We start from the raw sequence: 18338 nt of genomic DNA, 5'->3' as shown, positions 1-18338 counted from the left end.
CGGATTGAGCCAATTTCATCATGATTTAGGCCTGGAACGAGCTGATGTTATTCTGTCTCCCAATGCACCAAAAAATAGATCCGCACTTAAGATTTTCCGATTTCGCGTGTACCGCTTCCTTTTTCCAGGCCAACGTTCAGGTCTCCCAATTCGGCACGGGCAGCTTCAACAATTTCCATCAATTCGGCCACTTTTTCGGGGTGCGATTCAATTACATTGTACTGTTCCCCGGGGTCGCGCATCATGTTGTAAAGCTCGGGTTGTTCCACCGTCATTTTTATACGTGCTCCACTGTGCCCGTCTTGTCCGGGTGTGGTATGGTACGATCGCCAGGTGTGTGGCAAAACCAGCTTCCAGTTGCCTTTTCGTACGGCATTCAGGTTGTTGGTATCGTAGTAAAAAAGGATGGTTTCGCGCGGTTCGGCTTCTGTATTCCCTTTCCATAGCTCAACAACGCTGGTTCCGTCAATTTTTTGTTCAGGTAAACCGGCGCCGGCAATTTCTGCAAAACTGGGAAGAAGGTCAATGGCACAGGTGAGTTTGTTGCAAATGGTTCCTGCCGGTGTTTTTCCGGGCCACTTGATAATAAAGGGAACACGTTGCCCGCCTTCCCAGCTGGTGGTTTTGCCTTCGCGCAAACCGCCTGCCGATCCGGCATGATTTCCGTAGTTCAGCCACGGGCCATTGTCGGCGGTAAAAATGAAAACCGTATTATCGTCAATTCCGTTGTTCTGCAGCGCTTTTTCTATTTCGCCCACACTCCAGTCAATTTCCATCATTACATCGCCGTATTTGCCCTGCTCACTTTTTCCTCTGAATTTCTCGGAAACACCTAGCGGAACGTGTCCCATTGAGTGCGGGAGGTACAGGAAAAACGGTTCGTCGGCGTGGCGGTTGATAAAATCCACTGCTTTTTCAGTATAAAGTGTAGTCAGTTTGTCCTGATCCTGAAGGCTTGTTATCCGCTCGCTGACTTCGTTGCCTGTTATAACAGGAAGTTCGGGGAATGTTCTTTTGCGGTGACCTTCGGGCAGCGGATTGCCAAGGCCATCCAATGGCCACATATCGTTCGAGTAAGGAAGACCTACAAATTCATCAAAACCATGTTGCAGGGGAAGAAATTTGGGAAGGTCGCCAAGGTGCCACTTGCCAAAAATGCCGGTTGCATATCCTTTGGTTTTTAGCAGTTCGGCTATCGTTGTTTCGTCAGGATTAATGCCAATTTCGCTGTTGGGGCGCAATGCTCCCGAAAAACCGATCCGGTTGGGGTAACAGCCGGTTAGTATGCCGGCACGCGAGGCGCTGCATACCGGTTGGGCGGCGTAAAAATTGGTAAAACGCATACCGCCGGCAGCCATTTTATCCAGATTAGGCGTTGTATAACCCGTGGCGCCATAACATCCCACATCACCGTATCCCATGTCGTCGATAAATACCACCACGAAATTGGGCAATTTTTTATTCTCTTTTTTTGAAGATTGGATTGAACAAGCTGTAAAAAGGAGGGACAAAAGGGCAATCAGACTGATGATTTTCATATGGATCGGATTTAGTTGATAAGCGAAAGTAGTGAATTATTCAATGAAAATTAAAGCTTGCCGGCATAATGCTGGTGAAGAAATTCAAAAAAGCGGTTGATGCGTTCCACTTTCGTGTCTTCGTTTTTGGTGTCTTCTATGTGGGCTATCCAGAATTTTTTAGCCGAAATTGTTAGCTTTTCGAAGTAGCTGGCCATTTGCGGATCGTTATCGAGCAACCACTGCAAATACTCCGGTACGGCAACTGTACGCGGTTTTGTGTTTTGTTCCAGTTCAATGTGAACCGTATCTCCCTCCTGTTTACTGATTACGTCGCGGATGTCTTTTTTGAAATGAAGCCAATGTCCGTTTTTTCCATTGGGAAGCAGGTTCATCTCATAGGTTTTACCTTCTACGGTAACCTTGCTCCATATGTGTTTGCTGGTGCCGAATTCCTGGCGGCTGTCAAAAGGGAATTCGGCATAAACGCCGTTCATCGGGCCTTTTATCAGGATGGCTTTGTAGCTGAACTTTTTAGGCATTTCCAAGGAATTTCAGGTTGCGTTTCAGTCCGTTAAAACCGGCTCTTTTTACTGCGGAGTTCTTAAACAATTCATTGAAAAGCGGTCGCTCCATATTTGCCCAATCTTCTTTATTTAGCTGAAGTAATTTGGGATGAGGAGCAAAAGAAGCCTCGTTGTGTGGTTCCGATTTCAGGTTCCAGGGACAAACATCCTGGCAAATGTCGCAGCCAAAAACACGGTTGTCAAATTGGCCTTTCAGCGATTCGTCCAGTTCGCCTTTTACTTCAATGGTTTGGTACGAAATGCAACGGCGGGCATCCACCACCCGGTTGGCTACAATAGCTTTGGTGGGGCAGGCGTCAACACATTTGGTGCAACGTCCGCAATGGTCGCTTACCGGTTTGGGGTTGTCGTACGGAAGTTCAATATCCACGATCAGTTCCCCGATAAAAAAGAAGCTTCCGTGATGCACCGAAATCAGGTTGCTGTTTTTGCCGATCCAACCCAAGCCGGCTTTCCGGGCCCAGGCGCGTTCCAACACCGGCGCCGAATCCACAAAAGGACGACCTGTACAGGAAGTAATTTCAGTATGAATGAATTCCAATAGCTGACGAAGTTTGTCTTTCAGCACAAAATGATAGTCGGTACCGTACGCATATTTCGAAAGTACCGGAGCTTCCTTATCGGCTTGTGTTTCTTCGGGAAAGTAATTCTGGAGGACAACGATGATGCTTTTGGCGTTCTCTACCAAGAGTTTCGGATTGAGCCGCTTCTCCGTATTTCGCGCCATGTATCCCATCTCTCCGTGCATTTGGTTGGAAAGCCAGGATTCAAAGTGTGTCTTTTCTTCCGCGAGAAAAGAGGCCGGAACAATGGCGCAATCAGAAAGTCCGAGCGATTTTGCTTTTTCTTTTATTAAATCAGATATTTGTGTGGATTTCATCGTTCTCTATCCCTAAGGGTTACGAAGTTCCCTTAGGGGTTTAAAGTATATGTTTTCGTTGCCCAAATCTAAACTACTTTTTCTATAATGTCAACAACTCGTACACCATTTGAATCAGAATGCTTTTATCATGTGTACAACCATGCCCGGGGAAGAGATAATTTATTTTCTACAGACTGGGACTACAAAACTTTTTTGGAACTTGTGCGAAAGTTTATTACTCCGGTAGCGACAATTTATGCCTACTGCTTAATGCCCAATCATTTTCATTTTTTAGTAAGAAACAGAGAGATTCAGATCCCATCTGATTTTAAGCATAAAGATGAGAACAGCTATTTTTCGCACCAATGGGGAAGCGTTCAGAATACTTTTTCTAAAAAGAAAAATTACAGAAGTGGAAAAAGAGGAGGACTTTTTTGTCAGTCCATTAACAGAGCGTTGATTGACTCGGAGCAATACCTGCAAATGTGTATGGTATATATTCACAACAATCCGGTGAAACACGGTTTCTCAAGTTCTCCAGGAGAATGGAAATATTCTTCCTACAAAGCAATAATCTCACTTGAGAAAACAGATATAGCACGAGAAAGTGTTTTAAGGTGGTTTGAATCGAAACAAAATTTTAAAGCTTATCATGAATCTAATGCAGATGAGCTATTTGCTGAGAAATATAAACTTCGTTAATTTGTTCTGTCAAATAATCAAAACCCTAAGGGAACTTTGTAACCCTTAGGGTGATAAATTAGTTTTATGCGCGTTGCTGTTGTTGACTTGGGAACCAATACCTGCAATTTACTTGTGGCGGAGATCCGGAAGGGGAGTTTCAGGATTTTGCACCAAAGCAAACAACTGGTTAAACTGGGCGACGATAAAATTAGCGACAATGAAATCAGTCCGGCAGCAACGGAGAGAACGATTGACTCGTTTCGGAAACACAAGACGATTATACAGGAACTGGGAGGCGTTGATTACGTTTATGCGATCGCTACGTCGGCTGTGCGCACTGCCGCCAACAAAGCTGAATTTTTGGAGGAGCTGGGAGAGGAGAGTGGCTGGCTGGTGAAAATTGTTAGCGGGAAAAAAGAGGCGGAGTTGATTTTTAAGGGCGTTTTGCTGGCTTTTGAAAACCTTGACAATCCGTCGGTGATTCTGGACATAGGTGGAGGAAGCAACGAACTTATTCTGGCGCTCGATACCGATATTATCTGGAAAGAAAGCCAGCCAACCGGAATGGCACGGATCATCAACCGTTTCGATCTTTCCGACCCGATACAGGAGCAGGAAATCAAATTGCTTCAGGAGTATTTTGCAGCGCAGCATGTGCTGGCGATTCAAAATTGTTGCGAGCATTCTGTAAAAATGCTGGTAGGTTGCTCGGGGGCTTTTGATACAGTGGTTGATATGATTGACGAGGTAGCCCCGGGAAGCAAACAACGTATAAAACAGGAAATAACGCTGGAGGATTTTTACGCTGTCTATCACCAACTGATTGCTTCAACCCGTGCCGAACGCCTGCAATTAAAAGGAATGGATTATGTGCGGGTAGACCTGATCGTTCCGGCTGTGATCCTGATCGAAACCCTTGTTCGTGAAATCGGCATTCAGGAAATTGTCCAAACCGATTTTGCCCTGCGCGAAGGTGTGGTGTTTGAGTTGATGGAGAAAAACCACAATTAATAAAACTCTCAATCTATTGCTTTCTCCATATAGAGTATACCATTTTCAATTTTTCTTTCAAGCCATCCGTTCTTAAGGTAGAATGAATAGGCCCGAAGATTTTTATCTGGGTCGGTAATTAGCCATAATCTTTTATGACCTTCAGAAATTAGCCAGTTTTCAGCGATATTTAAAAGCTGTGATCCTATTTTTTTATTGATGTATTGTGGCAAAACTGCTAAAAGCCAAATTTCTCCGCTCGATTTGTCAGCAATTATAAAGCCGACTTCCATATTATTTGTTTCGCATAACCAGCCTTTACATGTGGTTAGCAGTTTATTTCTCACTGATTCATGGGAAATACCATGTTGTACTAATTCTTCATAGGTGAATTTGTTTTCATCGGTAGCCAAACGAATGCTGAAAATGGCAGATATGTCGATTAAGCCTATCTCGCGAAATTTCATCTAATTCTTCAGTTTTGAAGCCAGTTTACGGATGTCGTTTTGCATTTGTTCTATCTGTTTCATCGTTTTATGCAAGTCTGGCTCCGGTTCCGGAATCTCTGTATTGAGGTAGCAAACGAACTTCCATATTTCTTTTACTTCGGTTACCGGTAATTCGTACGGTTCAAATTGCGTATTCAGCGAAATCATTTCGAATGATCTTTTTTCGGTAATCTCATTTTCAACCATTTTAAAAACAATTCCTTCGTCGCGGGTAACAACAATACAGGCTTGTCCCGATCGAACATCCATAAAATCCTGGACAAATTCACCAATCACTACCGATCCGCTGGGAATGGGCAACATGGAATCGCCGGTAATGGTAAACGCCCGGTACTTTTTCTCTTTCGACAAAAACGGCAGCTGAAAAACAGGCAGTTTTCCAATGTATTCAGGGTCGGCAAAACTGGTTACATAACCGGCCTGTGCCTTTTCGTTTACAAACTCGATGTTGTCGTTGTTCGACGAATCAACTGTGGTGGCGATGACGCGGAGGTTGGTGCCGCGGATAAATACATCAAACCCATTTTGAAGATCGGTGAACTGCAATTCTGAAAGCCGGTTCAGATCAATGTTGATCAGTGTGTCGATGGCAATGCCATAGTATTTCGAAAAAGCCTGTAGCTGCGGAACCGTTGGCTGGCTGATGGAATTCTCAAGTGCATTAATGGTGGTGCGTTTTAAATTAAGCGCTAAAGCCACATCATTTTGCGTGCGATTTTTCCGGTTTCGTAAAAGCTTGATATTGTTGCTGAAGTGGTTCATCCGACAAATTTTTTTCTTCAAAAGTAAAAAATATTCTTGTGGATATAAAGTAAATGATTAATTTATTATCGCCTCATTTGATAATAATATTATCAGAGCTATGAAAACAATTTCCATTATTTCCAGTGGGGTTAAACCCGATAATTAGGTTCCAAATCCCCGGTGTTGACCGGGGATTTTTGCCTTTAGTTAATGGAGTTTGGGCACCTGCGATTTGTGTATTATGATTTAAAGGAAGAAACAATGGACGAGAAAATTCAGAAGAAACTGGCCATATTATCCGATGCTGCCAAATACGATGTTTCGTGTGCATCGAGCGGAAGCACACGGAAAAATACGGGCAACGGGATCGGGAATGGTGTTGCCGCCGGTATTTGCCACAGTTTTACGGATGACGGGCGCTGTATCAGCTTATTTAAAATTCTGATGACCAACCATTGTATGTACGATTGTGCCTATTGCGTTAATCGCCGCACCAACGACCGTCCACGGGCCACTTTGTCGCCGCAGGAGATTGTCGATCTGACCATTGGGTTTTACCGCCGTAATTATATCGAAGGCTTGTTTCTGAGTTCGGGTGTGATAAAAAATCCGGATTTTACGATGGAGCGAATGGTGTTGACGGCCAAAAAACTGCGTACTGAAGAAAATTTCTACGGGTACATTCACCTGAAAGCCATTCCGGGCGCTAGTTCTGAGCTGATAGAGGAAGCAGGTATTTGGGCTGATCGGCTGAGTGTAAACATGGAAATTCCCACAGAACCCAACCTGAAAAAGCTGGCACCCGAAAAAAATTACCCGGATATTATTTCGCCAATGACACAGATCCGGGATTCGATCCTGATCAGCAAAGAAGAACGAAGAAAGTACCGAAGTGCCAAGCTGTTTGCACCGGCGGGGCAGAGCACACAGCTGATAGTGGGGGCGACTCCCGAAACCGACCGGGAAATTATCCTGCTTTCGTCGGGCTTGTATAAAAACCAGAACCTGAAGCGGGTGTACTTTTCGGGTTATCTGCCGGTGAATGACTACGACAAACGGCTTCCGGCAATTAGCCGACCTCCCCTGGTGCGCGAAAACCGCCTGTATCAAAGCGATTGGCTGATGCGCTTTTATCATTTTAAAGCCGAAGAGATTTTAACGGAAGATCATCCTTTTCTGGATTTGGATGTGGATCCGAAACTGGGATATGCTTTGCGAAACATGCACCTGTTCCCGGTGGATATCAACAAAGCCGATTACGAAATGATTTTGCGGGTGCCCGGAATTGGAGTGCTCTCGGCTCAAAAGATCATCATGGCACGTCGTCATCGCCGGCTTACCACTTTGACGCTGAAAGAGCTGGGGGTAGTGCTGAAGCGGGCCAGGTATTTTATTACCTGCAACGAGTTAGCCGCGAAGTTTTCTGATTGGGACCCGGTTCGTTTGAAACGACAACTGGTGATCAACTCTCATTCAAAATACAAAAAATCGCTGGACTCACAGTTGAAGTTGTTTGCCGATTTCAAACCTGTGTTGCCAACGTTGCATTAGTTCAGAGTTTAGAGTTCAGGGTTCAAAGCTCAGGGAGGATCGAGTATCAGTTATCAAGTATTGAGTATCCAATTATGAAAATTTACACTTACGATAATAGTTTTGAGGGATTGCTGACAGCTGTATTCGAGTGTTATAGCCGGAAGGATTTTCCGGTTGATATTTGCGCGCGAAATACCCAATCCCGTTATCTCTTTTTGGAGAATGTAGATATTCATACAGACCCGCAAAAAGCGGAACGAGTTTGGAAGGGAGTGCAGGCGAAGATGTCGGGCGCCAACAAGCAGCTTTTGTTTTATGCTTTTTTGTCGGAAGAGCAGGGAATTGAAATGAAGATCTACCGTTTTCTAAGACGCCTTTTTAGCGGATACATGAACCTTGAGACCGATTACGGCGATTCGGATGTGATGTCGCTTACCCAATCGTCACAAAAGGTAAAGAAGGAAGCCATGCGAATCATGCAGTTTGTGCGCTTTCAGCGAACAAAGGATGGAATGTTTTTTTGTGGCATTGAACCAAAATTTGATGTACTTCCGTTGGTTGTTACGCATTACCAGAAGCGCTTTGCCGATCAACGCTGGCTGATTTACGATCTGCAACGAAACTACGGTGTTTATTACGATAAAAACGAAGTGAAAGAAGTGGAGATATCGAAGAAACAGTTTAATGCTTTTAATGGTCAGGTAAAACAGGCGCTGCTGGATGAGGGAGAAGATTTCTACCAGAAATTGTGGCGTTCGTATTTTAAGCACATTAACATTGAAGAACGAAAAAATCTTCGCTTGCAGTTACAACACATGCCTCGAAGGTTTTGGAAGTACCTGCCGGAAAAACAGGCAGGTGCTTGATTTTTTATATTTGAGGAAGCGCTTTGTTAAGCTTATTTCTTCTTGAGAAGATTTTTCAGGTCTTTCAGGCTTTTTATCTCCGGTTCCTGTTCGCCAGAAGAAGCATCATCTTCTGTTTGTGCTCCTCTTTGCATCAGATCCATGGGGTTGTTGCTGTCGAATTTCTGAAATTCAACATCGCCAGGTACGTCAAATTTTACGGAGGGAATAGGAACATCGAACTGAATGCTTGTGGCAGTCCAAACTGTTTTTTGTCCCAAAACTTTTACTTCTGTTTTAACTGCTATGTCTTTCCAAATCCAAATGGTACTTCCCATTCCTTTCCATACTTCACAGTCTTTGCCGTCTAGAGCTTCGTTTCCTTTTTTCTCGAAACCTAGCTGTGTCATCAGCTGTTTGGAAAAATCCTTGATGTCAAAACCCGGATCTTTCATTAGTTCTTCCAGCATCGAATTATGCATTTGTGTTCCGGTGTTTTGTCCGGGTGTCCATTGGTAGATCTCAAGTCCCAGGGTCAGTTTTACCTCGTTGGTCACGTTTTTCTGACCAAAACTTTTCATTACCGTGTTGGTAACTTCGCACTGGTTCCATCCGTGCTCATCCATGTACAACGTTTGTGTACCGGTTGTGTTGCCGCTGTATGTATATTCAACAATGGCCGTTTTAAACTTGTAAGGTTTTATGGCTTGCTGAGCATTGACATATACGCAGGCAATAATTGCCAACAGGCCGAGAATTATTTTTTTCATCGGTTTTACTATTGATTGTTGATGTCTTTGTATTTCTCTTCCAGTTGCTCCATTCGTTGTTTGAAAGCTTCCATCACCGTGGCGAGTGCGGCTGCCTGTTCTTCGTTTAGCCCTTCTTCCAGCACTTTGGTTTGATCTTCCATTTTGCTGTATTTACTTGCAAATTGTGCAAAGTTGGAGGTGAACTTTCCAAGCGCTGCAACCATTTTAACTTTGTCGAGCATGTTGAGGTCTTCCTCTTTTTTTCCGGCAAAGTCTTTACAATCTTCTGCCAGTTCTTCAGCTGTGTCGCTGAACAAATTGATGGCTTCTTCCGATGCTTTTATAAATTTTTCAATGTCGTCGTTTCCCTTTAGTTCAGCAGGGATGTCGATCTCAAGAGGGGGGAGCGTATTGGAAGACGGGGAGTTGGCGCACGACGATATCAGAAAAATAACAGTTATGCTGATAACTGCAAATCGATAATTCTTCATAGCTAATTGGCAATAAAATGAAGTTTACAAAGAGGAAGGGGTGGTGCCCTTCCTCTTTGTTTTTATAAGCTAAACATTAGTTTTACACCAGCCCGCAGGTAGCCTCCACTGCTGATGGTATAGCAGAGTTCAGGGGCAAGTGTCATTTTTTCTGATAAGCCGATGTTAAGGCCTGCTCCAAGGTTTACACCAACATCGGATGATGATGCTGAACCACCGCCCAGCCATTCGTTCAATTGCGGAATATCAATTTTTACCATGGTAATATTAAGTCCGCCGATGCCGTACAATGCGCCAACATTTTCAATTTGGGTAATGCTGTAGTTGGCATTAAAGTCGAGTGCCGACCATTTTACGTAGTCTTTCTCCAGAAAATAGGTAAACGCTCCTGTGGCCGCCCACTTTTCATTGATCTGATAACCAGCATTGGCGCTAATGCCCAACGAGCTGATGTCGGTAGCAAAACCCAGACCTGCACCCAGGCTGATTTGTGCCTTTGCCTGATTGGCGGTTAAGAAAAGAACGAAAGCAAAAAGTAGTGTGATTAAATTTTTCATAATTGTAATTTTAAAGTTTATAATTTGGAAGTGACTGAATTTATGATTCTAACAGATTTCGTAATATGCCTGCATCACCTTCTTTGTTACGGTTTGAACTTCCGGGGGAGACCTGGTCGATGAGTTTGTTGATGGGCATGGATTGCAGCCATACTGTGCCGGTGCCGCTTAATGTTGCCAGGAATAAGCCTTCGCCACCAAAAACCATTGATTTAAGGTTTCCGGCCTGTGTTATACTGAAGTCAATTCCTTCCTGGAAGCCGACTACACAGCCTGTATCAACGCGGATGGTTTCGTTGTTAAGCTCGTGCCGGATAAGGGTGCCACCTGCATGGATGAATGCGCGTCCGTCGCCCTGAAGCTTTTGAAGAATAAAACCTTCGCCACCAAAGAATCCGGCCCCCAGTTTCCGGTTAAAATGCATGCTTATTTTGGTTCCGAGTGCAGCGCATAAGAAAGCGTCGCGCTGAACGATAACTGAGCCGCCCAACTTCTGTAATTCGAGCGGAACAATAGTTCCCGGGTAAGGAGCAGCAAATGCCACATGACTTTTCCCTGCACCACGGTGTGTAAAATGCGTAATAAAGATGGATTCGCCCGCTATTTTTCGCGATGCTGCCGAAAGAAGTTTGCCGAACAAGCCTTTATCCGGTTCCGATCCATCGCCCATCTTGGTTTGAAAATCGATGCCTTCTTTCATGTATAGCATGGCTCCGGCTTCGGCTATTACTGTTTCGTTCGGATCTAATTCAATTTCTACATACTGGATATCGTGGCCACCGATTTTGTAATCTACTTCGTGTGATTTCATCTGATTTAATTTGTTCGTTTTCAAAAGTGTTTTTAGCTGGTAGGCTGATTTCATTCCTGTTTTTATTGCTTACTCTCTGACCTTATTTTCAGTGTGTGTTGACAAACGGGAGAGGTTTAATCTATCTGCCAAACAAGAGTCGTTTTATTTGCCCCAGAAACCTGAGTACCATCAGAATCGAAACGGCACAAAACAAGAAGGGGAGCCTTAATAATAGTCCGAGCCAGAAACCTGCGCCGGGTTCGAGCACTGTGCTTTCCGGGAATTCGGGGTCGTAATACACTGTTACGCTTGTTCCTTCGGCATATTTTTTAAGTTTGTTTACTTCGCTGCTTTTCATACTGCTTGAGCCATCGGCCATAGTAATGCCCGAACTGCTGTATTGGCGATCATTTACGGTATAGTCGTAATATACATTGGCCGAATACATGTTGGTGCCTTCACTGTTGGTGCTTTTTCCTAACTCCGAAGCAGTAATTACTCCCTCTACCGTTGGCCATTTCTCCGTAGCCCTGGCTTCTTCTAGCATGGGCTTGGTAAAGTATTGCCAGCCCATAAAACCGCTGGCAAAAAATACCGTGGCAAAGACTAGTGTCCCAATGGGTGATTGTTTTCTTCGCATCCCTGAGGATTATTGATTTTTGGGATTAGGTCCGTATGGGTTACTTCCCGATGTACTTTCGGTAGCAAGCAAAACCAAAAGCCAGATAAGGCCTATTGCGGGAATAAAGGCAATTAACAACATCCAGCCGCTTTTGCCAATGTCGTGTAAACGCCTGACACCAACCGCCAATCCCGGAATAAACATGGCCAAACCATAGAGCCCGCCGATAGCACCCCATGTTCCGAGGGCCGCGTCCAGTGCTCCTGCAGCTATTGAAAAAATGATGTTGAAAAGAACAAACATCCAATACTCTTGTCTTCTGGCTCGACCATTAAAGTCGGCATACTGTTTTAATACTTTTAAATACCAATTCATGATTTTAGTTTTATTGAAATTTTCAGATTGATTTTCCTGACTCTTTGCCTAGAACTTTACAAACTCAACCCTGCGGTTATTGGCTTTTCCTTCCGGGGTGTCGTTGCCTCCTATAGGTTTACTTTCGCCCCAGCCTTTGCAGCTGAGCCTGTCGGCAGCGACTCCCATGGTAACAAGCTGTTCCATCACTGTATTTGCCCGGGCTTCAGAGAGGGTTTGATTTTGGCCATCATCGCCATCGCTGTCGGTGTGCCCTTCCACACTGAATTTCAGGTCGGGCTGTTTCTGCATCAATTCAAAAATATTATTGATCGGTCCTATGCTTTCAGGTTTCAATGTGGCTTTGTTTACGTCGAATTTTATCCCGTTACAAACGATTTTTCCGTCCTGCATTACCCGGTCATAGTATTTTACGCCGCCTTTGGCTATGCGCACATTTTTAATGTATTGTAACTCTTCGGGAGTATCGCCGGAATAGCCGTCGCACTGGATGCTTATTCCCGAAGGATTGGCTTCGTAGCGGGGAATGTTTATTAGGCGGGTATCATCCATGTAAATCTTTAGTTTACCTTGGGTAAAGGCAACCGACATATGTCTCCATCCTCCATTTTGGGACCAGTTAGTCCGTTCTGCATTCGGATAAGTTCCTTCGCTGTTGCCAAAGGCTATGGCATTTACATAGATGGTCGCATACTCATTGTCGTTGCTCTTTTGATTTTTGCGGTCATAAAAATATACCCAAAACCGGTGGGCATATTCCGGTGCGAAAAAGGCATCAAACTCAAGGGTAAAAACATCGGGCAGGTAATCGCGTGCTGAATTTTTAAGGTAGGGGACGATTTCACCTCCCTGAGGAAAACAAATTACATTTTCTCCATTCGCCTGCATTATCTCAGCATTTCCTTCTACCAGATCCCAACGGCTGGGGAATTCGCCATTTTCTTCATCGATTAAGAGGGCGTCTTCAAAAATTATTTCATCGCCCGGCACAAAATCGAACCGGCTCCACTGTATATTCATCTTAGGGGCTGGTTGTCCGTTGGCAGCAGTGCCGGGAAGCTGCTGTTGTTCTTCCTGTGTCTGTTGCTGGTTATCTCCTGCTTCGTTGGGGGTATCTTGTTCTTTTTTCTTTTTTTTCCCGAAAAGGCTGCCAATTCCTTCTTCCAGTTTATCGAATCCTTTGTCGATAACTTTGTCGGTGTTCGAGTTGGCCCGCTGGTTTGTTTCCCTGTTTACTTTCTTTTTTACATCTACTTTCACCTGCGCCGAGGTAATCATCCCGAAAAGAAGTGAAACTGAAATAAGGAGGAGAATTTTGGTTTTCATTGTTTTTGATTTTGTGGTGAAGGTAGAAGGGTTTTGGAGCAGTGTCAGGGTTTAACTTGAAAGTGTTCCGCTTCACTTTGAATTTGTAATTGTCTGTTCAGAATTTGTATCAATTCCTTTTTCTTTCGCATGGAAGTGGGAATAAGTGTATTGTCCTTCATTACGAGGGAAAAACCGTGCGTTTTGTCGATTTTTACCAGGTGTTCGAGGTTTACCAGAAACGATTGATGAGGTCTGAAAAAATTGAAATGCAGAAGTTGTTGCTCGTATTCTTTAATATTCCTGGAAACAACTACCGGTGGACGGTTTATAAAAAAGAAAGTAGTGTAACTGTTATTGCTTTTGCAGTAAAGTATATCAGAATTGGGGATGAGGTGAATAGAATCGGCAGTGTGTAGCACAATACGTTGCATCGGACCTTTTCCTGTAAAGCTAAAAGGTGTTTGCGATTGGTCTCAGCTGCGTTTTGAATTCGGGTGTCAGTACTTTGAAAGCGTTCGGGTTTTTAAGGTTTTCTAATTTTTAGAGATTCTCGAGCATCTGAATCAATCTTTTTTTCTGGCGGAAAGAAACGGGAATTTCTTTTTTGTTTTTCATGATAATAAAACCGCCGTCCGATTTGTCAATCTTTTTTACATGGTTCAGATTAACCAGAAAAGACTGATGAGGACGGAAAAAACCATGTCCCGAAAGCAGCTCTTCGTATTCGCGGATGCTTCTCGATACCATTATCTTTTCGTTGTCGGCAAGATGGAAAGTAGTGTAGCTGTTGTCACTGCGGCAAAACAATATGTCGTCGGCATCAACAATATGCAGAGAATTCATTGTCTTTAGCACCAGTTTTTTCCCCTGGTTTTCGTTTTGCAGGCTTTCGAACAGAATACCGGTTTGAAGCTGCTGTTTTTCACTCTCGTTAATTTCGTCGATGGCATGTTGTATTGCCTGCTGAAATTCTATTTCGTTTACCGGTTTAAGGATGTAGTCGAGCGCACTGAATTTAATGGCTTTAAGTGCATAAGTGTCGTAGCCCGTAATAAATACTACTTTAAATGAATAGGGTTTTACTTGCTGAAGAATCTGAAAGCCGGTACCTTCGTTCAACTCCACATCGAGCAAAACAAGGTGTGGCTTCTCTTTTTTTATAAGTTCAATGCCACTTCCGACTGAATTGCCAATTCCGGCCAGTTTAATTTCAGGAAAATATTCGTTTAGTAAGCGGCAATTAACTTCCTGCATGGCCGGCTCGTCGTCTACCACAACTGCTTTAATCATATATCTAAAACCGGAATATTTATAATAATTTTCACACCCGATACAGGGGAATTTAGATCTCGTAGGTTTATCAGTTCAAATGTAAACTCTTTTTTATGTTTTTGCTGAATTAACTTTCTTCGTTCTTCAAAAATCTGCATTGCCATCGACCTGTGACCTGTTGCAGGGTTTGCAGTAATTCCTTTTCCGTTGTCTTCAATAATAAATTCAATCCATTGGTTTTTGCCCATAATTCTAATCGTTAGATGTCCCGGATAATCGATGTTGTTAAATCCGTGTTTTATGGCGTTCTCAATGAAAGGCTGAATAACCATGGGCGGAATTTGAATAAAATCTACCTCCAGTTCGTCGTCGGTAATTATTTCGAAATCGAACTTTTCAGGTTTTCGCATCTTTTCGAGTTCCATGTAGTTGCTCAGCATTCTTATTTCATCGCTCAGCGCAATGGATTCGCTGGCTGAATATTCGAGTGTTGAACGGGTTAGCGAAGCAAAGCGGGAAAGGTAATTTGCTGCATTTTTTATGTCGTTTCCCATTATGTAATTCTGAATAGAGCCGAGTACATTGAAAATAAAATGCGGATTCATTTGTGATCGAAGTACTTTTTGTTGCAGGTCGTTTTGTATCAGCAAGGCTTGTTTCCTGCGAATTTGCAGGATGTATAAAATCATAACAATAATAAGCAGTAAAACAGCCAGTAAAACAATTCCTGCACGGAGCCGCTGGTTTTTTAGTTCATTTTCGGTGGTGAGCAGCTCAATGTGTTGTTCTTTTTTTTGGGTTTCGAAACGAATTTCAAGTGCTTGGATTGTCTTGTTATTGGCCTCATTAATAATGCTGTCTTTATATATGTGACTCTTGTGCATGGCTGCATATGCTTCTTCCCAACGATTTTGTTTTTTATGGATTTCGGCATAATTGGAATAAGCAATCATCAGGTTTTTTAAAGAACTGACTTTTTGAGCTTGGGATATAGCTAAATCGAGGTGGTGCAACGCGGTTGGGTAATCTTTTTGGGCAATGGCAATCTCACCTAGGTAGCAATTGCAGTAGCTTTGGTAACGTAGGTCATCGCTTTTCTGATGGAAAATTAATGCTTGTTCGAATCTTACTTTGGCTTTGTCGTATTCTCCGTTTGCCAAATAAGCTCTGCCAATCAGGTGTTCGGCAACCCCCATTCCTTCATCAGAGCCCGTTTCCGCAAGTAGATCACGCGATGCGTGGAAATAGTGCATCGCCGAATCGTTTTGTTCTTTTATGAGAAATATCTCGCCAATTGATCCGTAGTTATAGGCCAGGGTGCGCATGTCGTTTCGTTGCCTGGCTATATCAGATGATTGTTGAAAGTAGCTTATGGCCCGTTCATAGTCTTTTTGAAGAATAAGCGTAGTTCCCAGTGCATTCATGGAGTACGATGAAGACTTTAAATTCCCGATAGCATCGGAAATCGCCAATGCTTTGTGGAAATAATCAATTGCCAGGTCCGTAACGTCCTGTTTTCGGAAAACCTGCCCCAGGTTATTGTAATTGTAAAACATTTGAGTGCTGTCTCTTTCCCGGATGGCAAGTGCCAGTGATTTATTATGATATTCGTATGCCTCTTTGTAGTTTTCGTTGTAACGGTACTGAAGACCAATAAAATCGTAGGCTTTCATTTCTCCTTTTGCATAACCTGTACTTTGGGCCCTTTCGGCATACTGTTTTAAAAGCAGAATATAATCTTCTCCCAGTTTTTTTCTTTGTTTTCTGATTCGTTCGAAAGTTGACTCTAAGCTGTCGGGTATTGTTTGCGTATTAACAATTGCACGCAGGCTGTCTGCCAATCGTTTCTCTGAAAGATTATCGGCTTTGGTTTCTAACGCAAAAAGTAGAAACAGGAAAAGTGCATATTTTATGAGGTGTAATTTATGTTTCATTCAGCTAACGGGAATTAGAGGTTTGTATTGATAGAGCCGATTGTTTGTAATGTGTTGGTTTTTATGGTTTTCGGTATAGGCGAGCCAGCTTGGATCGCTTTGTCGTAATTGCGGTAAAGTAATTTCTGGTAGCGAGGTTCATACCTTTCTTTGCAATTTCACCTGGATTCCCGTTCTTTTCTGCACTTGTCAGTGTCAGGGTGTTGGTTTCATTTGAACTTTTGAAACTGCCTGTTACTGCAAACATATTGGCCAGATAGTTGGCCGTTTTGGTAATCATCTGGTCGTTGTACAAATCCTGGGTAATTCTAAGAGTATTCTTAAACTGAATAATTGCTTGCGGATAGTTTTCCGTTTTATCACTATGTTTGCCGTATTCATAGTGTATTTTTAATTTTGAGTGGTCATCTGCCCCCGTTTTTCCTAACCTTTCTTCAAAGTAAAGTGCTGGTGTGTCTTGTCCGGAAACAATATCATAGGGGAAGAAAAAAGGAAATAAACTTATGTTTATTATAAAGCGTACAGGGATTCTGTTCATTATGGTTTATGTTATTAGTAGACAGATTGGTTAATATGAATTCAAAAATAGGATATTTATCGACAAGCCGTAAAAGTAGTCATTGAAAAACAGTGTATTTGCTATTTTTTTGTTAAATGAAGAAGTTGGTAAATAAAAAACCGCTCCTTTTTTTGAGAAGCGGTTTCATCAGAATTATGATAATAAACTAAAAGATTATTTGTCTTCAGTTTGAGTTTTGGGCAATAGCAGGTTCAGAATAATTCCTACAGTGGCAGCCAAACCGATTCCGGCCAGCGAGAAGTGACCATAGGAAATAATGGCACCACCGATTCCGACAGTAAGAACTACCGATACAATTACCTGGTTGCGGGTTTCACCCATGTTGGTTTTTGAATCAACCAGTGTTTTGATCCCGATGGAAGCGATCATTCCGAATAAAAGCAACATGATTCCGCCGAGGATGGCTTGCGGAATGGTTTCAAGAAAACCACTCACTTTACCTACCAACGAAAAAACGATGGCGGTAATGGCTGCAATTCTCAAAATAAACGGATTGGTAACTTTGGTAAGTGTAATGGCTCCGGTTACTTCCGAATAGGTAGTGTTAGGAACACCGCCAAAACAGCCTGCAATACCGGTAGCAATACCATCGCCCAGCAAAGTGCGGTGCAAACCTGGTTTTTCAATGAAATTCTTGTCGCAAACACCACCAATGGCGTACATATCACCCACGTGTTCGATAATAGGAGCAATGGCAACCGGAATCATATAAAGAATAGCGTGCCAGCTAAGTTTTGGTGCGGTAAATTCGGGCAACGAAAACCAGGCTGCATCTGCAATGGCCGAGTAATCAACCTTTCCCCATATCATGGCTACGATGTATCCCACTGTGATTCCGATGAAGATAGGAATCAACTTGATCATTTTTTTTCCAAAAATTACCACCGTAATAGCGGTTGCCAAAGAAATGATGGCCAAAGCCCAGTCGGTTTTTGCCATATCAACAGCTGCTGATGCCAGCGACAACCCGATGATCATAATTACCGGACCCACTACAACTGCGGGAAACAGACGCTCTACAAATTGGAGTCCGCGCAGTTTCACCAAGCTGGATACAATGGCATAAACAATCCCAACAGCAATGATGCCGGATAATGTTCCGGGCCAGCCGTACAGTTTGGTAGCTTCGATAATGGGGGCAATAAAGGCAAAGCTACTTCCTAAAAATACAGGAACCTGGCCTTTGGTAATAAAATGAAAAATCATGGTACCAATGCCGGCGGTAAAGAGGGCTACAGCCGGGTCGATACCTACCAGGAGAGGTACCAAAACAGTGGCGCCAAAGGCTACAAACAGGAACTGAACTCCCAGTATCGTGTTCTTTGGGGTCAGTTGCTCGCGAAAGGTTTTTTGACTCATACTTCTTCTTTTTTTGCGTGGTTT

At 43.2% G+C, this 18338-nt stretch carries 21 protein-coding genes; 4 read left to right on the top strand and 17 right to left on the bottom strand.

All coding sequences use genetic code 11. From position 1 onward, the window contains the following. Nucleotides 1-86 precede the first annotated feature (86 nt). Genes INQ51_RS03775 through queG form a run of 3 tightly spaced genes read right to left on the bottom strand, consistent with a single transcriptional unit; the run spans nucleotide 87 to nucleotide 2984 of the window. On the bottom strand, nucleotides 87-1538 hold the full coding sequence (locus INQ51_RS03775) for a sulfatase (RefSeq protein WP_233376553.1): 1452 nt from the start codon (nucleotides 1536-1538) through the stop codon (nucleotides 87-89). 50 nt (nucleotides 1539-1588) lie between these two features. Beyond that, nucleotides 1589-2059 (bottom strand): YdeI/OmpD-associated family protein, encoded by a 471-nt coding sequence (locus INQ51_RS03770; protein ID WP_233376552.1) that lies wholly within the window; start codon nucleotides 2057-2059, stop codon nucleotides 1589-1591. Further along, nucleotides 2052-2984 (bottom strand): tRNA epoxyqueuosine(34) reductase QueG, encoded by a 933-nt coding sequence (queG, locus tag INQ51_RS03765; RefSeq protein ID WP_233376551.1) that lies wholly within the window; start codon nucleotides 2982-2984, stop codon nucleotides 2052-2054. Before queG ends, INQ51_RS03770 begins: the two co-directional genes overlap by 8 nt. Nucleotides 2985-3071: 87 nt before the next feature. Here queG and INQ51_RS03760 point away from each other — a divergent pair, with 87 nt between their 5' ends. Then, a complete protein-coding gene (locus INQ51_RS03760) occupies nucleotides 3072-3668 on the top strand; it encodes a transposase (protein ID WP_233376550.1) in 597 nt (198 codons plus the stop codon). Between the two features lie 66 nt (nucleotides 3669-3734). Then, entirely contained in the window at nucleotides 3735-4661 is a 927-nt protein-coding gene (locus INQ51_RS03755) for a hypothetical protein (RefSeq protein ID WP_233376549.1), read from the top strand. 8 nt (nucleotides 4662-4669) lie between these two features. On the opposite strand, the gene INQ51_RS03750 is transcribed toward INQ51_RS03755, so the two are convergent. Both INQ51_RS03750 and INQ51_RS03745 read right to left on the bottom strand, forming a co-directional pair. Beyond that, nucleotides 4670-5107, bottom strand: a complete 438-nt coding sequence (locus tag INQ51_RS03750; protein WP_233376548.1) for a GNAT family N-acetyltransferase — start codon at nucleotides 5105-5107, stop codon at nucleotides 4670-4672. Further along, nucleotides 5108-5911 carry a helix-turn-helix domain-containing protein gene (locus INQ51_RS03745; RefSeq protein ID WP_233376547.1) on the bottom strand — a complete coding sequence of 268 codons (804 nt, stop codon included), beginning with the start codon at nucleotides 5909-5911 and terminating at the stop codon, nucleotides 5108-5110. It lies immediately after the preceding gene. 243 nt (nucleotides 5912-6154) lie between these two features. On the opposite strand from INQ51_RS03745, the gene INQ51_RS03740 reads away from it, so the two are divergent. Further along, nucleotides 6155-7444: a putative DNA modification/repair radical SAM protein gene (locus INQ51_RS03740; RefSeq protein WP_233376546.1), complete on the top strand. Its 1290-nt coding sequence runs from the start codon at nucleotides 6155-6157 to the stop codon at nucleotides 7442-7444. A gap of 74 nt (nucleotides 7445-7518) precedes the next feature. Beyond that, the gene (locus tag INQ51_RS03735) at nucleotides 7519-8292 is read left to right on the top strand and encodes a TIGR03915 family putative DNA repair protein (RefSeq protein ID WP_233376545.1); all 774 of its coding nucleotides are present in this window, start codon (nucleotides 7519-7521) and stop codon (nucleotides 8290-8292) included. A 32-nt stretch (nucleotides 8293-8324) separates the two neighbouring features. Here INQ51_RS03735 and INQ51_RS03730 read toward each other — a convergent pair whose 3' ends face one another. From INQ51_RS03730 to INQ51_RS03680, 12 genes are all read right to left on the bottom strand, one after another. After that, complete coding sequence (locus INQ51_RS03730; RefSeq protein WP_233376544.1) at nucleotides 8325-9041, bottom strand: hypothetical protein; 717 nt, start codon at nucleotides 9039-9041, stop codon at nucleotides 8325-8327. A gap of 8 nt (nucleotides 9042-9049) precedes the next feature. Then, nucleotides 9050-9514 (bottom strand): hypothetical protein, encoded by a 465-nt coding sequence (locus INQ51_RS03725; protein ID WP_233376543.1) that lies wholly within the window; start codon nucleotides 9512-9514, stop codon nucleotides 9050-9052. 62 nt (nucleotides 9515-9576) lie between these two features. Beyond that, nucleotides 9577-10071: an outer membrane beta-barrel protein gene (locus INQ51_RS03720; RefSeq protein ID WP_233376542.1), complete on the bottom strand. Its 495-nt coding sequence runs from the start codon at nucleotides 10069-10071 to the stop codon at nucleotides 9577-9579. Between the two features lie 40 nt (nucleotides 10072-10111). Further along, nucleotides 10112-10882, bottom strand: a complete 771-nt coding sequence (locus INQ51_RS03715; protein WP_233376541.1) for a TIGR00266 family protein — start codon at nucleotides 10880-10882, stop codon at nucleotides 10112-10114. 121 nt (nucleotides 10883-11003) lie between these two features. Continuing rightward, entirely contained in the window at nucleotides 11004-11504 is a 501-nt protein-coding gene (locus INQ51_RS03710) for a DUF3592 domain-containing protein (protein WP_233376540.1), read from the bottom strand. A gap of 9 nt (nucleotides 11505-11513) precedes the next feature. After that, nucleotides 11514-11861: a DUF805 domain-containing protein gene (locus INQ51_RS03705; protein ID WP_233376539.1), complete on the bottom strand. Its 348-nt coding sequence runs from the start codon at nucleotides 11859-11861 to the stop codon at nucleotides 11514-11516. Nucleotides 11862-11909: 48 nt separating this feature from the next. After that, nucleotides 11910-13187, bottom strand: coding sequence for an OmpA family protein (locus tag INQ51_RS03700; RefSeq protein WP_233376538.1), 1278 nt, complete (start codon nucleotides 13185-13187; stop codon nucleotides 11910-11912). 44 nt (nucleotides 13188-13231) lie between these two features. Continuing rightward, nucleotides 13232-13600, bottom strand: coding sequence for a LytR/AlgR family response regulator transcription factor (locus INQ51_RS22705; protein WP_410796094.1), 369 nt, complete (start codon nucleotides 13598-13600; stop codon nucleotides 13232-13234). Between the two features lie 109 nt (nucleotides 13601-13709). Further along, nucleotides 13710-14459: a LytR/AlgR family response regulator transcription factor gene (locus INQ51_RS03695; protein WP_233376537.1), complete on the bottom strand. Its 750-nt coding sequence runs from the start codon at nucleotides 14457-14459 to the stop codon at nucleotides 13710-13712. Continuing rightward, entirely contained in the window at nucleotides 14456-16375 is a 1920-nt protein-coding gene (locus INQ51_RS03690) for a tetratricopeptide repeat protein (RefSeq protein WP_233376536.1), read from the bottom strand. The genes INQ51_RS03695 and INQ51_RS03690 overlap by 4 nt, the downstream gene beginning before the upstream one ends. 61 nt (nucleotides 16376-16436) lie before the next feature. Further along, nucleotides 16437-16913: a hypothetical protein gene (locus tag INQ51_RS03685; RefSeq protein WP_233376535.1), complete on the bottom strand. Its 477-nt coding sequence runs from the start codon at nucleotides 16911-16913 to the stop codon at nucleotides 16437-16439. Between the two features lie 195 nt (nucleotides 16914-17108). Next, nucleotides 17109-18314 carry a uracil-xanthine permease family protein gene (locus tag INQ51_RS03680; RefSeq protein WP_233376534.1) on the bottom strand — a complete coding sequence of 402 codons (1206 nt, stop codon included), beginning with the start codon at nucleotides 18312-18314 and terminating at the stop codon, nucleotides 17109-17111. Between the last annotated feature and the right edge of the window lie 24 nt (nucleotides 18315-18338).

The sequence above is a fragment of the Maribellus sp. CM-23 genome (genome assembly GCF_021354595.1).
GTDB lineage: Bacteria > Bacteroidota > Bacteroidia > Bacteroidales > Prolixibacteraceae > Draconibacterium.
The sequence above is the reverse complement of the archived record's forward strand: the minus strand, read 5'-3'. Positions and strand labels throughout refer to the sequence as shown.